Annotated in this window: 16 protein-coding genes, 1 tRNA gene and 2 pseudogenes; 8 read left to right on the top strand and 11 right to left on the bottom strand. The window is 32.1% G+C overall.

The features are described 5' to 3' along the window. From ACIQ2I_RS03060 to ACIQ2I_RS03040, 5 genes are all read right to left on the bottom strand, one after another. Nucleotides 1-2,392: glycine-rich domain-containing protein (locus tag ACIQ2I_RS03060; RefSeq protein WP_396180957.1), on the bottom strand; the 2,392-nt coding region annotated here is incomplete at its 3' end. A 334-nt stretch (nt 2,393-2,726) separates the two neighbouring features. Further along, a tRNA-Ala gene (locus ACIQ2I_RS03055) sits at nt 2,727-2,800 on the bottom strand. A gap of 64 nt (nt 2,801-2,864) precedes the next feature. Continuing rightward, on the bottom strand, nt 2,865-4,058 hold the full coding sequence (gene sucC, locus ACIQ2I_RS03050) for an ADP-forming succinate--CoA ligase subunit beta (RefSeq protein ID WP_396180956.1): 1,194 nt from the start codon (nt 4,056-4,058) through the stop codon (nt 2,865-2,867). A 143-nt stretch (nt 4,059-4,201) separates the two neighbouring features. Beyond that, nucleotides 4,202-5,806, bottom strand: a complete 1,605-nt coding sequence (pafA, locus tag ACIQ2I_RS03045; RefSeq protein ID WP_396180955.1) for an alkaline phosphatase PafA — start codon at nt 5,804-5,806, stop codon at nt 4,202-4,204. Between the two features lie 19 nt (nt 5,807-5,825). Next, nucleotides 5,826-6,473: a protein-L-isoaspartate(D-aspartate) O-methyltransferase gene (locus ACIQ2I_RS03040; RefSeq protein ID WP_396180954.1), complete on the bottom strand. Its 648-nt coding sequence runs from the start codon at nt 6,471-6,473 to the stop codon at nt 5,826-5,828. A 188-nt stretch (nt 6,474-6,661) separates the two neighbouring features. On the opposite strand from ACIQ2I_RS03040, the gene ACIQ2I_RS03035 reads away from it, so the two are divergent. From ACIQ2I_RS03035 to ACIQ2I_RS03010, 6 genes are all read left to right on the top strand, one after another. Then, on the top strand, nt 6,662-7,627 hold the full coding sequence (locus ACIQ2I_RS03035; RefSeq protein WP_396180953.1) for a Gfo/Idh/MocA family protein: 966 nt from the start codon (nt 6,662-6,664) through the stop codon (nt 7,625-7,627). A gap of 28 nt (nt 7,628-7,655) precedes the next feature. Continuing rightward, nucleotides 7,656-8,543, top strand: a complete 888-nt coding sequence (locus ACIQ2I_RS03030) for a 3-hydroxyacyl-CoA dehydrogenase family protein (protein WP_396180952.1) — start codon at nt 7,656-7,658, stop codon at nt 8,541-8,543. A gap of 72 nt (nt 8,544-8,615) precedes the next feature. Beyond that, the gene (locus ACIQ2I_RS03025; RefSeq protein ID WP_396180951.1) at nt 8,616-9,833 is read left to right on the top strand and encodes a DUF1015 domain-containing protein; all 1,218 of its coding nucleotides are present in this window, start codon (nt 8,616-8,618) and stop codon (nt 9,831-9,833) included. Nucleotides 9,834-9,913: 80 nt separating this feature from the next. Beyond that, complete coding sequence (locus ACIQ2I_RS03020) at nt 9,914-10,615, top strand: YggS family pyridoxal phosphate-dependent enzyme (RefSeq protein ID WP_396180950.1); 702 nt, start codon at nt 9,914-9,916, stop codon at nt 10,613-10,615. 60 nt (nt 10,616-10,675) lie between these two features. Further along, on the top strand, nt 10,676-12,037 hold the full coding sequence (locus ACIQ2I_RS03015; protein WP_396180958.1) for an exonuclease domain-containing protein: 1,362 nt from the start codon (nt 10,676-10,678) through the stop codon (nt 12,035-12,037). Nucleotides 12,038-12,053: 16 nt separating this feature from the next. Continuing rightward, entirely contained in the window at nt 12,054-12,467 is a 414-nt protein-coding gene (locus ACIQ2I_RS03010) for an SET domain-containing protein-lysine N-methyltransferase (RefSeq protein ID WP_396180949.1), read from the top strand. Nucleotides 12,468-12,551: 84 nt separating this feature from the next. Here the strand turns inward: ACIQ2I_RS03010 and ACIQ2I_RS03005 are convergent, their stop codons facing one another. Further along, nucleotides 12,552-13,157, bottom strand: a complete 606-nt coding sequence (locus tag ACIQ2I_RS03005; RefSeq protein ID WP_396180948.1) for an REP-associated tyrosine transposase — start codon at nt 13,155-13,157, stop codon at nt 12,552-12,554. 70 nt (nt 13,158-13,227) lie between these two features. Continuing rightward, nucleotides 13,228-14,763 carry a YifB family Mg chelatase-like AAA ATPase gene (locus tag ACIQ2I_RS03000; RefSeq protein ID WP_396180947.1) on the bottom strand — a complete coding sequence of 512 codons (1,536 nt, stop codon included), beginning with the start codon at nt 14,761-14,763 and terminating at the stop codon, nt 13,228-13,230. 179 nt (nt 14,764-14,942) lie between these two features. Here ACIQ2I_RS03000 and ACIQ2I_RS02995 point away from each other — a divergent pair, with 179 nt between their 5' ends. After that, the gene (locus tag ACIQ2I_RS02995) at nt 14,943-15,416 is read left to right on the top strand and encodes a hypothetical protein (RefSeq protein WP_396180946.1); all 474 of its coding nucleotides are present in this window, start codon (nt 14,943-14,945) and stop codon (nt 15,414-15,416) included. Then, nucleotides 15,397-15,609 (top strand): helix-turn-helix transcriptional regulator, encoded by a 213-nt coding sequence (locus tag ACIQ2I_RS02990; protein WP_396180945.1) that lies wholly within the window; start codon nt 15,397-15,399, stop codon nt 15,607-15,609. Before ACIQ2I_RS02995 ends, ACIQ2I_RS02990 begins: the two co-directional genes overlap by 20 nt. Before the next feature lie 54 nt (nt 15,610-15,663). Here ACIQ2I_RS02990 and ACIQ2I_RS02985 read toward each other — a convergent pair whose 3' ends face one another. The 4 genes and pseudogenes from ACIQ2I_RS02985 to ACIQ2I_RS02970 all read right to left on the bottom strand — a co-directional run. Further along, the gene (locus ACIQ2I_RS02985) at nt 15,664-17,676 is read right to left on the bottom strand and encodes a protein-disulfide reductase DsbD family protein (protein ID WP_396180944.1); all 2,013 of its coding nucleotides are present in this window, start codon (nt 17,674-17,676) and stop codon (nt 15,664-15,666) included. Next, nucleotides 17,660-17,845: pseudogene (locus tag ACIQ2I_RS02980) on the bottom strand (tRNA lysidine(34) synthetase TilS C-terminal domain-containing protein); the annotation flags it as partial. The gene ACIQ2I_RS02985 and the pseudogene ACIQ2I_RS02980, both read right to left, overlap by 17 nt. 543 nt (nt 17,846-18,388) lie before the next feature. Continuing rightward, a pseudogene (gene tilS, locus ACIQ2I_RS02975) lies at nt 18,389-18,976 on the bottom strand (tRNA lysidine(34) synthetase TilS); the annotation flags it as partial. A gap of 12 nt (nt 18,977-18,988) precedes the next feature. Beyond that, the coding region (locus tag ACIQ2I_RS02970; RefSeq protein ID WP_396180943.1) for an anthranilate synthase component I family protein at nt 18,989-19,740 on the bottom strand (752 nt) is incomplete at its 5' end.

Genomic DNA, 19,740 nt, shown 5'->3' with positions numbered 1-19,740 from the left:
CTGAACTATTTGTACCGCCTGCGCCTAATTGTCCTGCGGTATTTGTTCCGCTTCCTCCGACACCACCATTTGCAATTACAGGAGTCGTTGATCCGAATGTTGTATTGCCTCCATTATTTCCATTAGCCCCACCATTACCACTTAGTGCTCCACCAGCACCCACTGTCACGGTATAAATTGTTGCAGGGACAACAGTCACGTTATCATTTATAATATAAGAACCTCCCGCACCACCACCTGCAAAACCTGATAGTATGGTTCCGCCGCCGCCGCCGCCGCCGCCCCAGGCTTCAACTTTTATTTTATTTATGCCTGCTGGAGCTGTCCATGTTCCAGTTGTAGTAATGGTAGTTTTGGTTTCTAATGCAACTGAAAAATACTGCGCAACCGAAGATGCAGGGTGATAATAATTATCTCCAGCTTGTGAGGCTGTAATTGTACAAGAGCCACTTCCTACAATTTGAATATTATTACCAACAATGGTGGCTACGTTAGTGTTTGAACTTGTATACGTAACCGCCAGACCTGAACTGGCTGTCGCGCCAGGGCTAAAGTTAGCTTCACCTACTTTTTTTGAGGGTAATGCATTAAAATTAATCGTTTGGTCTTGAATGATATTCATCTCAATTCCGTTAAAAATATCATCTGTTGTGTCTGTATTGACCAACATGAAATCGGATTGGAGAGAACCGCCTTGATTCATAATGGCATCTGATAGGGTTATGGTTTCTGTTCTCCATTGATTAGTTCCAGTTCCTGTAAACGGTATGGACTGAAGACCTGCGGCATTTCTATATTTGAAGGCCCAGGTGGAACCCGCCGTTTTATCCAGCCAAATAATGGTAAACTTCAATGTTTTATTGTTTACTGGTAATTCCGTATGCAATTGGAAATACATCGTATTTTTACCAGTGCTATTCTCAAAAGAACGGGCAAAACGATCGTACTTTGAAGAAGTTAAAGTTAAAGCTCCTCGTACCCTGAACAATCCTATGGAGGTTGCATCAGGATTGATTTGAGTCATAAATCGCTCAATATTTCCTTCACAAATATCCCAACCTGCATCATTGTAAAACTCTTGATCTTCACGCTGAAATACTTGTCCTTTCACCACGGCAATTGGATCATCTATACGAGCTCCTCTATTAGCATATTTAGGGTCGTTACATATATTTTGATAACGAGCTAGATTGGTCCTACTAGCGGAACCATAGGTCGATACAGGAAATTTAACGGTATCTTCCGAATTGAGTCCTTCGTGAAAAACAGAAAAAGCAGTTGTGGCTGTTGCCGGATAAACCTGTTGGGCGTATCGGTTGTACATTTTGAAGATGTCAATAATCCCGGGATTTGCTAAGGCATACGTCATGGCGCTTACCGAAATATTGGTACAAGAAAGCCCTGTATTAATACCCCCAAGGGCTGACCAATAAAAACCAATTTCATAGTTCAACGCAAAATACCCTTTGTCCCAAGACTGGTCCATTTCTGAAGCTGAAAATAGTTTTACTCCATTTGGATTACCAGGACCTACTTTTGGATTAATTAAAAATGGATTCCATTGCTCTTTGTAGCTTTGCTCCTCTGATAAATGGTGCCCCCTGTTGAATGCTCCACCTTTAATCCCAAAGCCCAATACAGGATCTAATTGCGTCATTACATAATTATATGCGTCTGGGTATTTAATAGGGTCTACATTATTGAATGTTAAAACAATTTTGTTAGTAGTAACATCGTTAAAATAAAATTTAAATTTAGCAAATGCTTCTAAACGAAATGCTTCCCATTGTGCTTCGGTTAAGTCGTATTGAGTATTATCAACAGTACCATTTGTTCCATCAGTAACAGTTCCTTTGTAAGGTTCTTCGTCTCCTGTGCAACCTGTTTTCACTTGTACAAAAGCAATATGATTGAATTTTGCTTGAGGTTGATTTCTCAAAAACAAAGCAAATTGTCTAATCATTTCAAAATAGTAGGCTTTATACTCTGGGTCAGGATAATAAGGGTTTCTATTGGCATATGCATCATTCTTGGGTGCGTTACTAATTACATTTACTAACGGAACACCATTGTCAAAAACCCATAAAGGGCAATCGGGGCCAACATTGACACTAAATCGAATCAACTTATTATTAGCAACAGCAACATCTAATATGGTTTGAAAAGCACTAAAGTCACAATTATTTGTTCCTGGTCCAGCCTGAATATCTTTCCAATCAAGAGTAGTTTCTATACCCTTGACAAAGTCGGCATTTGGAGCTGAATAGTCTGGAATTCCTCCGCCACGATCCCAAACCCCATAAGAGGTAATGGGTAGCGATTGTGCCTGTGATTTTATACTAAAAAATAGAATAACGCTAAGTAAGGCCAAGTATTTATATAGAGTTTGCATAATCATTTTTTATATTTGCTTAGAAAAATTATTAAAATCCCAAGATTTGAATAGGATTTAGATATATCAACAATTAAATACAAACATAAGTCTTACTATATACCAATAAAGTGTCAATATAACTCAAAAAGTATGCGATTTTGTTTCATACGCAGATACTATTTGTTTTATAAAGTAAAATAGGGAAATTAAAAAAACTATATCAACAATAGTGTAGTTTTTAGTTAAGAGAGCAGTCAATCGCTCTCTCTCTCCAATCGTTTGCTTAATTACATTAAACTTTTCGAGGCAAAAAAATAGGACAAATCTAAAAAAATAGATTTGTCCTAAACCGTGGAGAATACCGGATTCGAACCGGTCGCCTCTACACTGCCAGCGTAGCGCTCTAACCAAATGAGCTAATCCCCCTTTATGTCAAATTTAAAAAACCCGACCTAAGTCGGGATAAATATATAAAATAAAAGTAATTTTATTAAGATAAAGCTGCTTTTACTTGATCTGCAGCTTCTTGAAACTGAACCGCTGATAAAATTGGCATGCCTGAATTGTCAATTAATTCTTTTGCAATTTCTGCATTTGTACCTTGTAAACGAACAATAATTGGCACTTTAATGGCATCTCCCATATTTTTATAAGCATCTACAACTCCTTGCGCTACTCTATCGCATCGTACAATTCCACCAAAAATATTAATTAAAATGGCTTTTACATTCGCATCTTTTAAAATAATACGGAAAGCAGTTTCAACGCGTTTTGCGTCTGCAGTTCCACCTACGTCTAAGAAGTTTGCTGGTTCAAAACCAGCGTATTTAATTAAATCCATAGTAGCCATTGCTAAACCAGCACCATTTACCATACATCCAACAGTTCCGTCTAAATCTACATAATTTAAACCAACTTCTTTAGCTTCCACTTCAATTGGATTTTCCTCACGAACATCACGCATTTCAGCCAAATCTTTATGACGAAATAAGGCGTTGTCATCCAAATCAACTTTAGCATCAACTGCAATAATTTTATTATCTGATGTTTTTAAAACTGGATTAATTTCAAACATTGTTGCGTCTGAACCAATGTAAGCTTTATACAAAGCGTCCACAAATTTAACCATTTCTTTAAACGCTTCACCTGATAAACCTAAATTAAAAGCAATTTGTCTGGCTTGAAATCCTTGTAAACCAACTGAAGGGTCAATTTCTTCTGTAAAAATTAAATGTGGTGTATGTTCCGCTACTTCTTCAATATCCATTCCACCTTCTGTAGAATACATAATCATATTACGACCTTTACCTCTGTTTAGTAAAACAGACATGTAAAATTCTTTAGTTTCTGTTTCACCAGGATAATATACATCTTCGGCAATTAAAACTTTATGCACTCTTTTTCCTGTTGGAGGTGTTTGAGGCGTAATTAAATCCATACCAATAATTTGACCCGCTATATCTTTAACTTGATCTAAATTTTTAGCTAATTTAACACCTCCACCTTTTCCACGACCACCAGCATGTATTTGAGCTTTTATAACATGCCAACCTGTGCCAGTTTCTGCAGTTAATTGCTTCGCTTTTTCAACAGCTTCTTCTGCATTATTAGCTACATGACCTCGTTGTATGCGCACGCCATAGCTTGCTAATATTTCTTTACCTTGATATTCGTGTACGTTCATAATTGTGAATGAGTTAATCTTGTTTAAAAGTGGCACAAAAATAATAAAGTAATTGGTAATTGACTAATTTTATTCTTGTTTTTAAAATTAAATTTGATTATTTAGTATACTTATTAAATTATGTAAAATATTTCGTTGTTTTTCTATTTTAATATTTCTTCTAAAACTTCAGATTGTGTGCCGTTTGGCATTGTTATTTGTAATTTTTGAGCTAAAGTAGGTGCAATTTGTGTAATTGTTTTTTTATTAAAAGATGCACCTTTTTTAATTTTCCAACCATAAAACAAACATGGAACATGGGTATCATATGAATAGGGAGAACCGTGCGTAGTTCCTGTTGAAGAATATTCCATAAAACCTGGTTTAAATAATAAGACTAATTCTCCGTTTTGTTTTGGATCGTAACCGTTGGCAACAATTTGAAGTAATTGATTATTTGTACCCGAATTTTGAATTTCTTCTTCTGTAAAAACATTACTTATAAAGTGTTGCGAAAGTATAAAATCTTTAAATTGTCGCTTGACTTTTTGTAATTCTAATCCTTTTTGTGTTACTTTTTCTTTGTTTATAAAAACATTAAAATTGGAATAATCTAATAGCATATTTTCACCAAACGTTTTTTGAGAAAAATCAATAATACGCTGTTGTAAATTTTTGCTGTTTAAACTTTCTATTTCGTATTTATTATCTTTTAAATAAGTTGCATTTTCTGCTCCAGCATGATCTGCTGTTAGGAAAACTAAATAGTTTCCTTTGCCCACTTTCTCGTCCAGATAAGTTAATAAATCAGCTATTGTTTCATCTAAACGCAAATAAGTATCCTGTAACTCAATGGAACGAGGCCCTAAAACATGACCAACATAATCTGTAGAGGAGAAACTAAGCGTTAAAAAATCGGTAATTTCATCTGCTCCCATTTTTTCATTTTCAATAGCTCTTTTGGCAAAATCTGCTATTAAATTATTTCCGTAAGGTGTTGTTCTTAAAACTCCAGCATCATTATTGGCAAACATTTCTTTGGTATCGTAAGGGAAAAAAGGAGTTTTCTTAAATAATTTTCCTTCGTATGGATTATTATCGTTTAAACTTTCGTTGTATACTTCTTTTGGTTTTAATAAATCCCAACCTTTTTCAATGTATTTTATATAGTTTTTTTCTTCATTAAATTTAGTTGTCCAATCTGGTAATTTGTTTCCATAAAACGAACTTGAGATAAAATTTCCTGTTTTAGTGTACCAAAACGCCCAATCTGCAAAATGTCCGGCAGGCAAAATAGCCCCTCTGTCTTTAATACTGATTCCAATTACTTTGCTTTTGAAGTTAGTAGCTAATTTTAATTCGTCTGTAATTGTTGTACTAAATAGGTTTTTGGGCGACATTTTTCCTTCAGATTCTGTTCCTTCAACTAACGTGTTAACTGAAGCATCATCGGTGCAATACATTTCTTTTCCGGTACTTTTATTAAACCAATCGTTACCTACAATTCCGTTTACATTTGGCAAGGCACCGGTAAAAATTGCTGCATGACCTGGAGCAGTATAAGTAGGCATAAAATTGTAATGCATGTTATGAAATGTAAAGCCTTTTCCCATTATTTTTTTAAACCCATTATTTGAAAAATCATTTGAAAAACGATACAAGTACTCCATTTTCATTTGATCGACTACAATTCCTACTACTAATTTTGGCTTATCTTGAGCATTTAAAAAAGTACTGAACACTAAAAATCCTAAAATCAGTTGCTTCATTTTATGTAATTTTAAATAGTTAATTTTTATTTTCTAAAAGTGGTACAAATTTAAAATCGCCAAATTCGGTTTTTTCAAATTGTGTTTCGTTTTTTCTTACTAACAAAGTCATTATTTGTTCTTTTTTTCCTACTGGAATAACTAATCTCCCTCCTATTTTCAATTGCGACATTAATGCTTGAGGAATTACAGGTGCTCCAGCCGTTACAATTATACTATCAAACGGCGCATAATCGGGTAAACCTTTATAGCCATCGCCAAAAGAGAGTAATTTTGGAATAACATTAATAGTTAATTTTGAAAGTAGGTTTTTAGTTTTCTTAAATAATTCATTTTGTCTTTCAACAGAATACACTTTAGCACCCAATAAACACAAAACAGCTGTTTGGTAACCACTTCCCGTTCCAATTTCTAAAACTTTATGCTCTTTTTCTACCTGTAATAATTCAGTTTGAAAAGCAACTGTATAGGGTTGAGAAATGGTTTGATCCGCTCCTATAGGAAACGCTTTATCTTGGTAAGCAAAATTTTCAAAACTAGAGTCAATAAACAAATGACGGGGAATTTTAGCAATTGCATCCAAAACATTTTTATCCGTTATTCCTTTTTCCTTTAATTGTTTTACTAGCAGATTTCTTAGCCCTTGATGTTTATTAGTGTCTTTCAATTTATTATGTAAATTAGTGTTGTAAATTTAGATGGATTTTTCTCAAAAACAAAAATTAAATTCCAATTTATTTAAAAAAATCTAACTTATGTTAGCGCAACTATATTTTGAAATTCTAAATTTTTAATATTGGGATTTCTTAATTGGAATTTCTTAATTTATTACTATTTTTGATAAATTTTATTTTTATGTTAAAAGTCGGCGTTTTAGGTGCAGGTCACTTAGGAAAAATACATTTACGATTATTAAATCAGTCAGAAAAATACCATTTAGTTGGTTTCTTTGATTCTTTTGAAGATAATGCTTCAAAAGTCGCTACCGAATTCGGTTATAAAAAATTTGATTCAATTGCTGAACTAATCGCTGCCGTAGATGTAATAGATATTGTTACACCAACTATTCAACACTATGATTGTGCTAAAATGGTTATTGAAGCAGGTAAACATGTTTTTATTGAAAAACCAATTGCCACAACTGTTGATGAAGCTGAAAAAATTCTTGCTTTAGCTACAAAATATAATGTAAAAGGACAAGTTGGTCATGTGGAGCGTTTTAATCCGGCTTTTACAGCTGTGAAAGATATGATTGACAAACCAATGTTTATCGAAACACACCGTTTGGCAGAATTTAATCCGCGTGGTACAGATGTACCTGTGGTTTTAGATTTAATGATTCATGATATTGATGCGATTTTAAGCGTAGTAAAATCAAAAGTAAAAACAGTGAATGCAAGTAGTGTTTCTGTAATTTCGGATTCTCCAGACATTACCAATGCTCGTTTAGAATTTGAGAACGGTTGTGTGGCAAACATAACTGCTAGTAGAATATCTATGAAAAACATGCGAAAATCGCGTTTCTTCCAAAAAGACGCTTACATTTCTGTAGATTATTTAGATAAAATTTGCGAAGTAGTTCGTATGCAAGATGCACCAGAAATACCTGGAGATTTTGATATGATATTACAAAATGCAGAAGGCGTTAAAAAACAAATTTATTTTGATAATCCGAACATACATCCGAATAACGCCATTTTAGATGAGTTAGAATCTTTTGCAGATGCTATTAATAATGACACCACTCCAATTGTATCATTGGAAGATGGAACAGAAGCATTAAGAGTAGCGTATCAAATTATTGATTCTATTGGCAAGTAATTAAAATAACAAAACACATAATCACAAAATGAAACAAATAGCCGTAATAGGATCAGGAACCATGGGCAACGGAATTGCTCATACATTTGCTCAAGCAGGATTTACAGTAAAATTAATTGATATTTCTGAGAAATCATTAGAAAAAGGAATGGCAACAATTGCTGCTAACTTAGACAGAATGGTAGCTAAAGAAAGCATCACGGAAGCTGACAAACACAAAACGATTTCAAACATCATTACTTATACAGATATTAAAGATGGTGTAGTGGGTTGCGATTTGGTTGTGGAAGCTGCTACTGAAAATGTATCACTTAAAATGAATATCTTTAAGCAATTAAGCGATATTTGTGACCATAATGTAATTTTAGCAAGCAACACTTCTTCTATTTCTATTACTCAAATTGGTGCTCAAGTAGTTCATCCAGAACGTGTTATTGGAATGCATTTTATGAATCCTGTTCCAATTATGAAATTAGTTGAAATTATTCGTGGGTATTCTACTTCTGATGAAGTGACTAAAATTATTATGGATTTATCGTTAAAATTAGGTAAAACTCCAACAGAAGTAAACGATTATCCAGGTTTCGTAGCCAACAGAATTTTAATGCCAATGATTAACGAATCAATCGAAACGTTATATAATGGTGTGGCGGGCGTTTCTGAAATAGATACTGTGATGAAATTAGGAATGGCACATCCAATGGGACCGTTACAATTGGCAGATTTTATTGGTCTTGATGTTTGTTTATCAATCCTAAACGTAATGTATGACGGATTTAAAAACCCTAAATATGCGCCTTGTCCGTTATTAGTAAATATGGTAATGGCTGGAAAATTAGGTATAAAATCTGGTGAAGGTTTCTATGATTATTCAGAAAGCAAAAAAGCAGAAAAAGTTTCAAAACAATTTAATTAGTCTTAAAGTCTATTGTCGAAGGTCTTAAAGTGACTGCTTTCGACTTTATGACTTTCGACTTTCGACTAAAAAATGGCAAAAATAATCCCTTTCAAAGCAGTTCGTCCATCGGCAGACAAAGTCGCTTTGGTAACTTGCAGAACCTATGAAGATTATAGTTCAGCAGAACTTGCGGCTTGGCTAAGTTTCAATCCGTATTCCTTTTTGCATGTCATACATCCTGCTTATGCGAATACTCAAAAAATTACTTCAGACAAACGTTTTAAAGGTGTTTTACATAAATACCAAGATTTTAAAAACGAAAATATTTTAATTTCCGAGGAACAACCTGTTTTTTATTTGTACGAAATTCAATCGAAAAACCATACATTTACTGGAATTATTGCAGGAACTTCTGTTGAAGAATATCAGAATAATAATATTAAAAAACACGAAGACACCTTACAATATCGTGTAGAATTATTTAAAGATTATTTACATCAAACAAGATTTAACACAGAACCCGTTTTAATTACGTATCCTGATTCTGTGGAAATAAATACGTTTATTTCTTTACGAAAAAAGAGCGAACCCATTTATGCATTTGCAACTCCAAACAAGGAAAAACACACTTTATGGAAGATTGAAACACAATCAGAAATAGAATGGTTACAAGAGCATTTTGAAAATATTCCGAATTTATACATAGCTGATGGGCATCACCGTTCGGCTTCTGCAGAATTGTTATTTGAACAAGAAAAACATTTAGACAACAAAAATCTAAATTATTTTATGAGTTTTTTAATTGCAGAAAGCAATGTGAAAATATACGAATACAACCGATTGGTTAGAGATTTGAATGGCTTATTAAAAGATGATTTCATTACTAAATTATCTGATAATTTTATCATTAAATCTAAAGATCAAGAATTATGGAAACCTCAAAATAAATTTGAATTTGGAATGTATTTGGATGGCAGTTTTTATGCATTATTTTACAAGCAAAATCAAATTATAACTTCTGTTTTAGAAAACTTAGATGCTCAAATTTTATACGATACTGTTTTAAATCCGTTACTAGGTATTGAAGATTTGCGTAACGATGAACGCATTGATTATATTCCAGGAAAACAAAGTATTTCCGTCATTAAAGATTTAGTAGATGAAGGCGAATATGAAGTGGGTTTCATGCTCTACCCTACCAACATGTCAGAAATTAAAACCATTGCCGATAATAATTTAATTATGCCTCCAAAATCAACCTTTATTGAACCAAAGTTTAGAAGTGGTTTGGTGATTTATGAGTTGTAAATTTGATTTACGAATTACAATTTTAGATTTACGAAGTTTTAATCATTTCTAAAATCTTGCTTTTAAAAATTTATAAAATAATGTCAATAGCAAAAAACCTTACCAAAATAAAATCCCAACTTCCACCACACGTGACTTTGGTTGCGGTTTCAAAAACCAAACCTGTGGCTGATTTAATGGAAGCCTACAGTTCGGGTCAGCGTGTTTTTGGAGAAAACAAAATCCAAGAAATGACTGAGAAATGGGAACAAATGCCAAAAGATATCGAATGGCATATGATTGGTCACGTACAAACCAATAAAGTTAAATTTATGGCTGAATACGTGAGTTTGATTCACGGTGTAGATAGTCTAAAATTGTTGCAAGAAATTAATAAACAAGCCAAAAAACACAATAGAACAATTGATTGTTTATTACAAATACATATCGCGGAAGAAGAAACCAAATTTGGATTAGATGAGCTTGAATTAAATGAGATTCTGACCCAAGTTTACGAACAGTGCGAAGCAAAACAAGTTCAGAATGACAAAAGCGAATTTGAAAACATCAGAATCGCAGGTTTGATGGGAATGGCAACCTTCACTGAAAATCAAAACCAAATCGAAAAAGAATTCAACCATTTAAAAACACTTTTTGATAAAATAAATCAATTATCAATTATCAATTATCAATTATCAATTCTTTCCATGGGTATGTCTGGCGATTATCAACTAGCAATTTCATGCGGAAGCACCATGGTTCGAATAGGAAGTAGTATCTTTGGCAATAGAAATTATCAATAAGGCAATTTTCAATGTGCCAATTATTGAAATCGAATTACTAAAATTATAAAAAGAAAACATATTTATACTATTATCGACATAGAAACCACCGGCGGACAATACAATGAAGAAGGTATTACTGAAATTGCCATTTATAAATTCGATGGTCATGAAGTTATAGACCAGTTTATTAGTTTGGTAAATCCAGAAAAACCCATTCAGCCATTTGTGGTAAAATTAACGGGTATAAATAGCGCCATGCTTCGTAGTGCTCCAAAATTTTTCGAGGTGGCAAAACGTATTATTGAAATTACTGAAGGTTCTATTGTTGTTGCTCATAACGCCAGTTTCGATTACCGAATTTTACAAATGGAATTTAGACGTTTGGGTTTTGATTTTAAAACACCAACACTTTGCACTGTAGAATTAGCTAAAAAGATTATTCCAGAAATGCCGTCTTATAGTTTAGGAAAACTAGTACGTTCTTTAGGAATTCCAATGGCAGACAGACACAGAGCAAGTGGTGATGCAATGGCTACAGTGAAATTATTCAAGATGCTTTTAGCAAAAGATTTAACAAAAGAAATTGTAAAAAGCTACATAAAAACTGAAATAAAAGCAGGATTATCTCCTAAATTACTTGATATATTAGAAAAATTACCTTCAAAAACAGGCATTTACTATATTCATAATGAAAAAGGAGATTTAATTTACATTGGTAAAAGTAAAAACATTAAAAAACGTGTCAATCAGCATTTTACAGGAGCAAACGCTAAAAGTAAAAAAATACAGCGCGATGTATACACAGTATCATATGAAGAAACAGGCAGCGAATTAATTGCATTATTGAAAGAATCGGAAGAAATTAAAATCAACAAGCCATTATACAACCGAGCGCAACGTAAAAGTATTTTTAATTTCGCTCTGTATTCACATATAAATAATGAAGGTTATTTGTCCTTAACTATTGAAAAAGCAGATGGAAGAAAAAAAGAGATTACGTCATTTGTAAGTTTACAAGAAGGAAAAAATTTTCTTTTTAAAATTACTTCGAATGCTAACTTATGCCAGAAAATAAATGGTTTATATGACACAAAATTAGCCTGTTTTCAATACAAAATTAAAGAATGTAATGGCGCTTGTATTCAACTTGAAAGCACTGATATATATAATGCGCGTGCTAAAGATTGCATTCATAAATTACAATTTGAAAACAACAACATGGTTGTGGTTGACAAAGGTCGAACTATCGAAGAACGAAGTGCGGTTTTAATTGAAAATGGGGTGTACAAAGGCTATTGTTTTTTCGATTTAAACTATCAAATTACGAATGTTGACATCTTAAAAAATATCATTATTCCTATGCAAAATAATAGAGATACAACGTCCATCATAAAAAATCATATTAGAAAAAATAGAGTAATGCGAATTTTAAAATTTTAGTTTTATTAAAAATAATATGGACAATACCATTGATGCAAAGGAAGAAGATTATTTATATATACAAAAATCTCAAATTGAAAATTCTGGAAATGGATTATTTACAGCAATAGAAATTTATAAAGAAGAAATAATTTCCATTTTTAAAGGTAAAATAATAACAAACATTGAAGCTGCTTCTATAGTATTACTTAACAATGATAAGTATTTTATTAATTTACTTGACGGAACAATTTTAGACTCAAACACAGTAGATTGTTTTGCGAAATACGCAAATGATTCCAATGGTTTTATGAAATCTAAGTATAAAAATAATTCGAAAATAGCATTAGATGAATCTAACAACGTTTGTTTGATTGCTACAAATAACATCAAATCAAATGAAGAAATTTTTTGCAGTTATGGTAAAAAATATTGGAAAAAACACGGCTAACCCAACCAACCTTCTCTATCCAAACTTCTTACGCTCCGCAAAGTCTCTGACTTTGAGGTTGTGTTTAAAGGTCTCCGACCTTGCTTACCAATTATAAATATTACTAATTGATTGTGATTTCAAAACATCTATTACTGGATTATCAACTTTTGTAATTGTTATAATTCCAGTATCATTTACATAATTAGATGCACTTGAATATACATAATCAGAAGCTTTGGCAACAATGCCTGCTCGAACTGGATTTAAATGAATATAATCCAATTTAGACCAAAAAAACTTTTCAGAAAAAATTTCTTCGGGATGATTTCCATATTGCCAAAACTGATATTTTTCATTACGGCTATGACTTTTACAAGCAAATTCAAATCGTTTCAGCATCCAATCGGATCTGCTTTCTGGTTCTGTTTCAATTTTATACAAAATGGTTTTTGCAGTAAACTTCTTGAAATCCCGAATTAAATCGGATAATTTATTTTTATCTGATTGTATAATTAAATGAATGTGATTAGACATAATTACATATCCATACAAAATCATTCCTTTATTTTTGATGCAAAAATCCAAACTTTCAATTATACAATCTCTATATGCTTTTCTTGAAAAAACATCAACCCAATCCACAACAGTTGCGGTAATAAAATGAGCTTTAGATTGGTCTCTAATTATATATCCTTCTTTATCTGTCATATTTTTATTTAGATCAGTCAAAGACTGAAAAACACTACCTCAAAGTAGGAGACTTTGCGGAGCTTGCAAATTATCCTAACCAACCTTCTCTATCTAAACTTCTATACTGAATAGCTTCTGCAATATGATGTGAAAACACATTTTCTGAATTTTCCAAATCGGCAATGGTTCGGGAAACCTTTAAAATCCTATCATATGCTCGTGCTGATAAATTCAATCGTTCCATAGCCGTTTTCAATAACTGTAAAGAGACATCATCTAAAGCGCAATATTCACGAATTAATTTACTACTCATTTGTGCATTATAATGGATGTGATTATAATTTTCGAAACGTTTTGTCTGAACATTTCTAGCCATAGTAACCCTTTTTCTAATTTCAACACTACTTTCTGCTTTGCGAGTTTCTGATAATTTTTCAAAAGGAACTGGAGTTACTTCAATATGGATGTCAATTCTATCCAAAAGAGGTCCTGAAATTTTACTTAAATAGCGTTGCATTTCCATTTGTGAAGCACCATTGGAATTTTTCGAATCGTTAAAAAAACCACTCGGACTAGGATTCATACTGGCTACTAACATAAATGAAGAAGGATAAGTAATCGTAAATTTTGCTCGAGCGATTGTTACTTCTCTATCTTCCAAAGGTTGGCGCATGACTTCCAAAACTTCACGTTTAAACTCAGGTAATTCATCTAAAAATAAAACACCATTATGCGCTAAAGAAATTTCTCCTGGTTGCGGATAACTTCCTCCACCTACCAAACTGACAGAACTTGCCGTGTGATGTGGTGCTCGAAAAGGTCGTTGCGTTAATAATCCGGCATCTTTTATTCTACCTGTAACTGAGTGAATTTTAGTCGTTTCCAACGCTTCTTGCATACTCATTGGTGGTAAAATACTAGGCAAACGTTTAGCTAACATCGTTTTACCAGCACCTGGAGGTCCAATTAAAATAATGTTATGACCGCCTGCTGCTGCAATTTCCATACATCTTTTTATGGATTCCTGACCTTTGACGTCTGCAAAATCGAATTCTGGAAATTCAAGGTTTTTAGAAAATTCTTCTTTCGTATCAATTATGGTCGGAATTAAAGTTTCTTTACCTTCAAAAAAATTAATGACTTGCAACACATTATCTACGCCATACACTTCCAAACCTTCCACTATAGCAGCTTCTTTTACATTCTGATTGGGTAAAATAATTCCTGAAAAACCCTCTTCTTTAGCTTTAATAGCTATGGATAATGCTCCACGAATTGGCTGTAAGCCACCATCTAAAGACATTTCGCCCATGATGATATATTTTCCTACTTCGTCAGCGTTAATTTGACCAGAAGCAGCTAATATTCCAATTGCTAAGGTTAAATCATAGGCAGAACCTTCTTTCCTTAAATCGGCAGGCGCCATATTTATGGTGATTTTTTTTCCGGGAAGATTGTAATTGTTGTTTTTTAGAGCAGCAGCGATACGATAACTGCTTTCTTTAATGGCGGAATCAGGTAAACCTACTAAATGATAACCTATTCCTTTATCGATATTTACTTCTACAGTAATGGTGGTGGCATCTACACCGAAAACGGCGCTTCCAAAGACTTTTACTAACATGGCGTGTACTTTTAAAAATTGGCTTATATAAATACAAATGTAGAAAAATATTTTAATTACTAAAAACAAAAAATTTATAAAAACACAAAAAAGTAAAACAAAATATACTTTTTGTAAATTTTATTTGTCTATATGTAAAATATACTTTACATTTGAAAAATAATTATAAACTTTAATTTATGAAAACGCATTTTTTATTTCCGAATCAATTTAAAAATTTAGGTTGGTTATTATTTGGCCCAAGTGTTTTGGGAACTTTAATTATCATTGTTTTTAATATTTCAACAGATGATTATTTGAACATTACTGTTTTTTCAATTTATCAAGATAGTATTGGAGAAATTCCAGGATTTTTTAAAATAATAAAAAATAGTGTTGTAGATGAAATTCTTACCATCGGTATAATTGTAGGTGGCATTTTAGTAGGATTTTCAAAACTTAAAGAAGAAGACGAAATGATATCTAAAATAAGGTATGAAAGCTTAGTATGGGCAACTTATCTAAATTATGCAATTATATTATTCTTTACATTATTTATATTTGGCTTGCCTTATTTAAATGTTTTATTTTATAATATGTTTACTTTACTTTTATTTTTTATTATACGATTTCATTACATGATTTATAAATTAAATGCATCAAATCATGACTAATAATATTAAAGTTCTTCGAGCAATGAAAAATATTTCTCAAGAAGAATTATCAAAGAAAATTAAGGTAAGCAGACAAACTATAAATGCTATGGAAAAAGGAAAATATGTTCCTTCAACGCTATTGGCATTAAAATTAGCTCAGTTTTTCGAAACACAAGTGGAAGAAATTTTTAGATTAGAAGATGAAGATTAAAAAAAAGACCTAACAAAATCTATTGTTAGGTCTTTTAAATTTTCAGTAAAAAAACTATTTCTTATTAGCTAAGGCAATCCCGTTTTCTAACCATTTTTTATATTCTTCAATGTTGGTGTTGAATGCCATTGGTGCCATTTCTTCTAAATCATTTCCTTCATTATCAATAATAACATATAAAGGTTGCGAATTACTTTTATATCTTGAAATTTGTAAATCTGTCCATTTGTTTCCAATTGTAACCACTTGTTTTCCTGTAGTTTTAGAAAGATATTGTTGCGATTTCGGTAACTCAATTTTTCTATCACAATATAAAGAAATCAAAACTACCTGCTCTTTTAATATTGGTAATATCGACTTATCAGACCAAACATTGTCTTCCATTTTTCTGCAATTTGCACAGGCATCACCTGTAAAATCTAACAAAACTGGTTTACCTACTTTTTTCGCATAAGTTAATCCGTATTCATAGTCTTCAAAAGCGATAATTCCGTGTGGTCCATTGTGCGCGTGTTCTGGTAATTCAGCTGTACTCGAATTCCCATTTCCAAATCCTGAAGCGCTTTCTGCATAAGTCATTGGAGGTGTTAATCCGCTTAATATTTTTAATGGTGCGCCCCATAATCCTGGAATCATATAAAAGGTGAAAGTTGAAACGATAATAGCCATCATCAAACGCCCTACTCCTATTTTATCCGCTTTTTCATAATCGTGAGGCAACATATATTTTCCAAATAAATACAACGCCCAAGCTGCAAAAACGGCAATCCATATCGCAATAAACAATTCTCTTTCTAACCAATGTTTTTGTAACACCAAATCGGCATTAGATAAAAATTTGAAGGCAAAAGCCAATTCTAAAAATCCTAAAGAAACTTTAACTGTATTTAACCAACCACCCGATTTTGGCATAGCATTTAACCAACCTGGAAACATGGCAAAAAGCATAAATGGTAAAGCAATAGCTAAAGAAAATCCTAACATTCCAATAATAGGTGCCAAACCGCCTTTAGAAGCTGATTCTACTAGTAAAGTACCCACAATTGGACCAGTACAAGAAAAAGAAACTACGGCTAAAGCCAAAGCCATAAAAAAGATACCAACAATTCCGCCTTTATCTGCCTTTGAATCAATTTTTGTAGCCCATGAACTTGGCAAAACAATTTCAAATGCGCCTAAAAATGAAAGTGCAAAAATTACTAATAAGGCAAAGAAAATTAAATTAAACGTAACACTAGTTGACAATTCGTTTAGTGCTTCTGCACCAAAAATTCCTGTAATTAAAGAGCCTAACAATACGTATATCGCAATAATGGCCAAACCATAAATAATGGCATTTTTAACTCCTGCAGCTTTAGTTTTACTTTGTTTGGTGAAAAAACTAACTGTCATTGGAATCATTGGGAAAATACAAGGCATTAAAAGTGCAGCAAAACCACCAAGAAAGGCTAAAAAGAAAATAGACCACAAGCTTTTTTCTTCTTTGTCTGGAGTATTATTGTTTGATGCTTTAGAAGGTGCAATAGATTGTTTTGTTGTATCAACTTCTGTTGTAGCTAAAGAATCTGTTTTATTTTCAGCTGAATCAATAACAGTTTCAGTACTTTCCAAGACTTTTAATTCTGGTAAATCAAATTTTAAATTAGCTTCAGTTTGCACACATTTTCCGTCTATACAAGCTTGTCCATCAACACTTATATCTACAGTTTTTAATTTTGAATTTAAAATTTTAATTCGTTGCGTGAATTTTGCTGCATTTTGAAAATAATACTCTTCAATTTCAAATATTTCGTTAAACGATTTTTTATATTTTCCTTCTTTAGTTTTTCCAACTAATTGATAATTGCCTTTTTGATTTTTAAAAGTAAAAACCAATGGTAATGCACCACCCTCAGGTGTGAACTGAGAATATAAATGCCAATTATCTTCAATATTAGCAGTAACAATTAAATCGATTTCTGTATCAGAAACTTTAACTACACTTGAACCCCATTTTACGGGTGCTACAATTTGTGCTGTTCCAAAAAAGGTAACTAATAAGGCTAATAAACTAACTATTTTTTTCATTACTATAGGTTATTTGTATTATGTTTTGTGTGGTGTTTTCTGGCTTAAATCGTTCGTCAGCTCTGTGCCCTATTATCCAAACAATCTGATCATTGCTTTCTAAAATAAAAGCTTGTTGTTTTTGAAATAATGTAAATTTTTCGTCTTTAAAATACTTACTGACTTTCTTTTTTCCTTGCATTCCAGCTGGATAAAAATAATCTCCTGATTTCCATTTTCTAATTGTTAACGGAAATTGTAACTTAGATTCTTCTACAAATATAACGTTCTTGTTTTGATTTGAAATGTCACTAAAGTTACAAATGCTGAAATTTAACGGAAAATTAGTATTTTCAGTAACCGAATGAATAGCAATGGTTTCAAAATCAGAAATTTTAGATGAAAGAAGTAAAAAATCTCTGTCCTTCAATAAGATATAATTTTCAGATTCGATGCGTTTTCCTGTTTGCGATTGTAACAAATCATAGACATCATTCCAAGCAGTAAATCCATATTTATGAAGCCATTGGTACAAATAGGCTTTGTAATTTTTATATTGAAGTAAAGCTGAAATATTTATTTTTAATTGTTCTTTTTCTTCTAAAACTACTTTTTCGTACACTAACAAAACGGCATCATCAACTAAAGATTGTTGCTGATTAAGATATTCTAAAGTATTTTGAAAGGATTGTAAAAAAGAATCATTAATTTCCTTAAAAACAGGAATAATATGATGTCTGATTTTATTTCTAAGATATTTATCCGAGGCATTACTACTATCTTCTCGCAATTGTAAACTATTCTCTGATGCATAATTCTCAATTTCTTTACGAGAAAAAAGCAACATTGGTCGGATAATATTTCCGTTTTGCGAAGGAATTCCTGTTAAACCTTCTAAACCTGTTCCTCTAGAGAGATTGATCATAAACGTTTCTGCGACATCATCTGCGTGATGAGCAGTAATAATATAATCGTATTTTTCTTGAACTAAAATCTCGTTAAACCAATTGTAACGTAAATTTCTTGCTGCTACTTGTATAGATAATTTATGTACTTCAGAATAGTTTTTAGTATCAAATTTTATAGTAAAACATGGAATTTTATGCAGTTCTGCATAGTTATTTACAAATTTTTCATCAGCATCACTTTCTGAATTTCTTAATTGAAAATTACAATGAGCTAAACCAATATTGAATTTTAATTTTTGAAATAAATGTACCAAAACCATACTATCCATTCCCCCACTAGTCGCCACAAGAAGTTTTTTATCTTGTAAGAAAGAAAAATTAGTGTCAATATGGTTTTTAAACTTTTGAAACATGTACAAATATAATTAATTAACTTGAAGCACCTCAAACATGGCTTTGGCTTTCAATAAACATTCTTCATATTCATTTTCTGGAATGGCTTCAGCAGTAATGGCACTTCCAACAGAAAAACTTAAATAATTATTTTCCGAATTGTATAAAATACTTCGAATAACCACATTAAAATCAAAATTTCCTGAAGGTGTAAAATAGCCAACAGCACCACTATACAATCCACGTTTTGTTTCTTCCAACTCTTCGATAATTTTCATAGCTGAAATCTTCGGAGCGCCAGTCATACTTCCCATTGGAAAAGTGGTTCGTAAAATTTCAATTGGTGAAGTGGTATGCAAAACATTGGAAACTAGAGTTGATACCATTTGATGCACTTGTCTAAAAGAATAAATTTCACATAGTTCTTCTACTTCTACACTGCCTTTCGTAGCGGTTTGAGATAAATCATTTCGAACCAAATCAACAATCATTATATTTTCTGAACGTTCCTTTGGATTGTTCAAAAGATCTAATTTATTTTGCTCGTCAATAGTAGCATTTGAATTTCGTTTTGCAGTTCCTTTTATCGGTTGAGAAATTACTTTTTCATTATCCTTTTTCAAATACCTTTCTGGTGAGGCCGAAAGCAAATAATGTTGATTTTTCTTAAAAAATACTGCAAATGGCGAATCGGATATTATATTCAATTTTTGATAAATTTCTGCTGGTTCAATTATCGCATTGTCAGCAAAAAATTCCATACAAAAATTAGCTTCATATATAT

The sequence above is a fragment of the Flavobacterium sp. genome (genome assembly GCF_044368995.1).
In the GTDB taxonomy this organism is placed as follows: Bacteria; Bacteroidota; Bacteroidia; order Flavobacteriales; family Flavobacteriaceae; genus Flavobacterium.
This window is presented reverse-complemented; position numbering and strand designations above follow the sequence as displayed.

Coding starts and splice junctions, on each gene's coding strand:
- ACIQ2I_RS03030 (WP_396180952.1), top strand. CDS start 7,656: ATGAAACAAATAGCCGTAATAGGATCAGGAACCATGGGCAACGGAATT.
- pafA (WP_396180955.1), bottom strand. CDS start 5,806: ATGAAGCAACTGATTTTAGGATTTTTAGTGTTCAGTACTTTTTTAAAT.
- ACIQ2I_RS03020 (WP_396180950.1), top strand. CDS start 9,914: ATGTCAATAGCAAAAAACCTTACCAAAATAAAATCCCAACTTCCACCA.
- ACIQ2I_RS03035 (WP_396180953.1), top strand. CDS start 6,662: ATGTTAAAAGTCGGCGTTTTAGGTGCAGGTCACTTAGGAAAAATACAT.
- ACIQ2I_RS03025 (WP_396180951.1), top strand. CDS start 8,616: ATGGCAAAAATAATCCCTTTCAAAGCAGTTCGTCCATCGGCAGACAAA.
- ACIQ2I_RS02985 (WP_396180944.1), bottom strand. CDS start 17,676: ATGAAAAAAATAGTTAGTTTATTAGCCTTATTAGTTACCTTTTTTGGA.
- ACIQ2I_RS03000 (WP_396180947.1), bottom strand. CDS start 14,763: ATGTTAGTAAAAGTCTTTGGAAGCGCCGTTTTCGGTGTAGATGCCACC.
- ACIQ2I_RS02995 (WP_396180946.1), top strand. CDS start 14,943: ATGAAAACGCATTTTTTATTTCCGAATCAATTTAAAAATTTAGGTTGG.
- ACIQ2I_RS03005 (WP_396180948.1), bottom strand. CDS start 13,157: ATGACAGATAAAGAAGGATATATAATTAGAGACCAATCTAAAGCTCAT.
- ACIQ2I_RS03010 (WP_396180949.1), top strand. CDS start 12,054: ATGGACAATACCATTGATGCAAAGGAAGAAGATTATTTATATATACAA.
- ACIQ2I_RS02990 (WP_396180945.1), top strand. CDS start 15,397: ATGCATCAAATCATGACTAATAATATTAAAGTTCTTCGAGCAATGAAA.
- sucC (WP_396180956.1), bottom strand. CDS start 4,058: ATGAACGTACACGAATATCAAGGTAAAGAAATATTAGCAAGCTATGGC.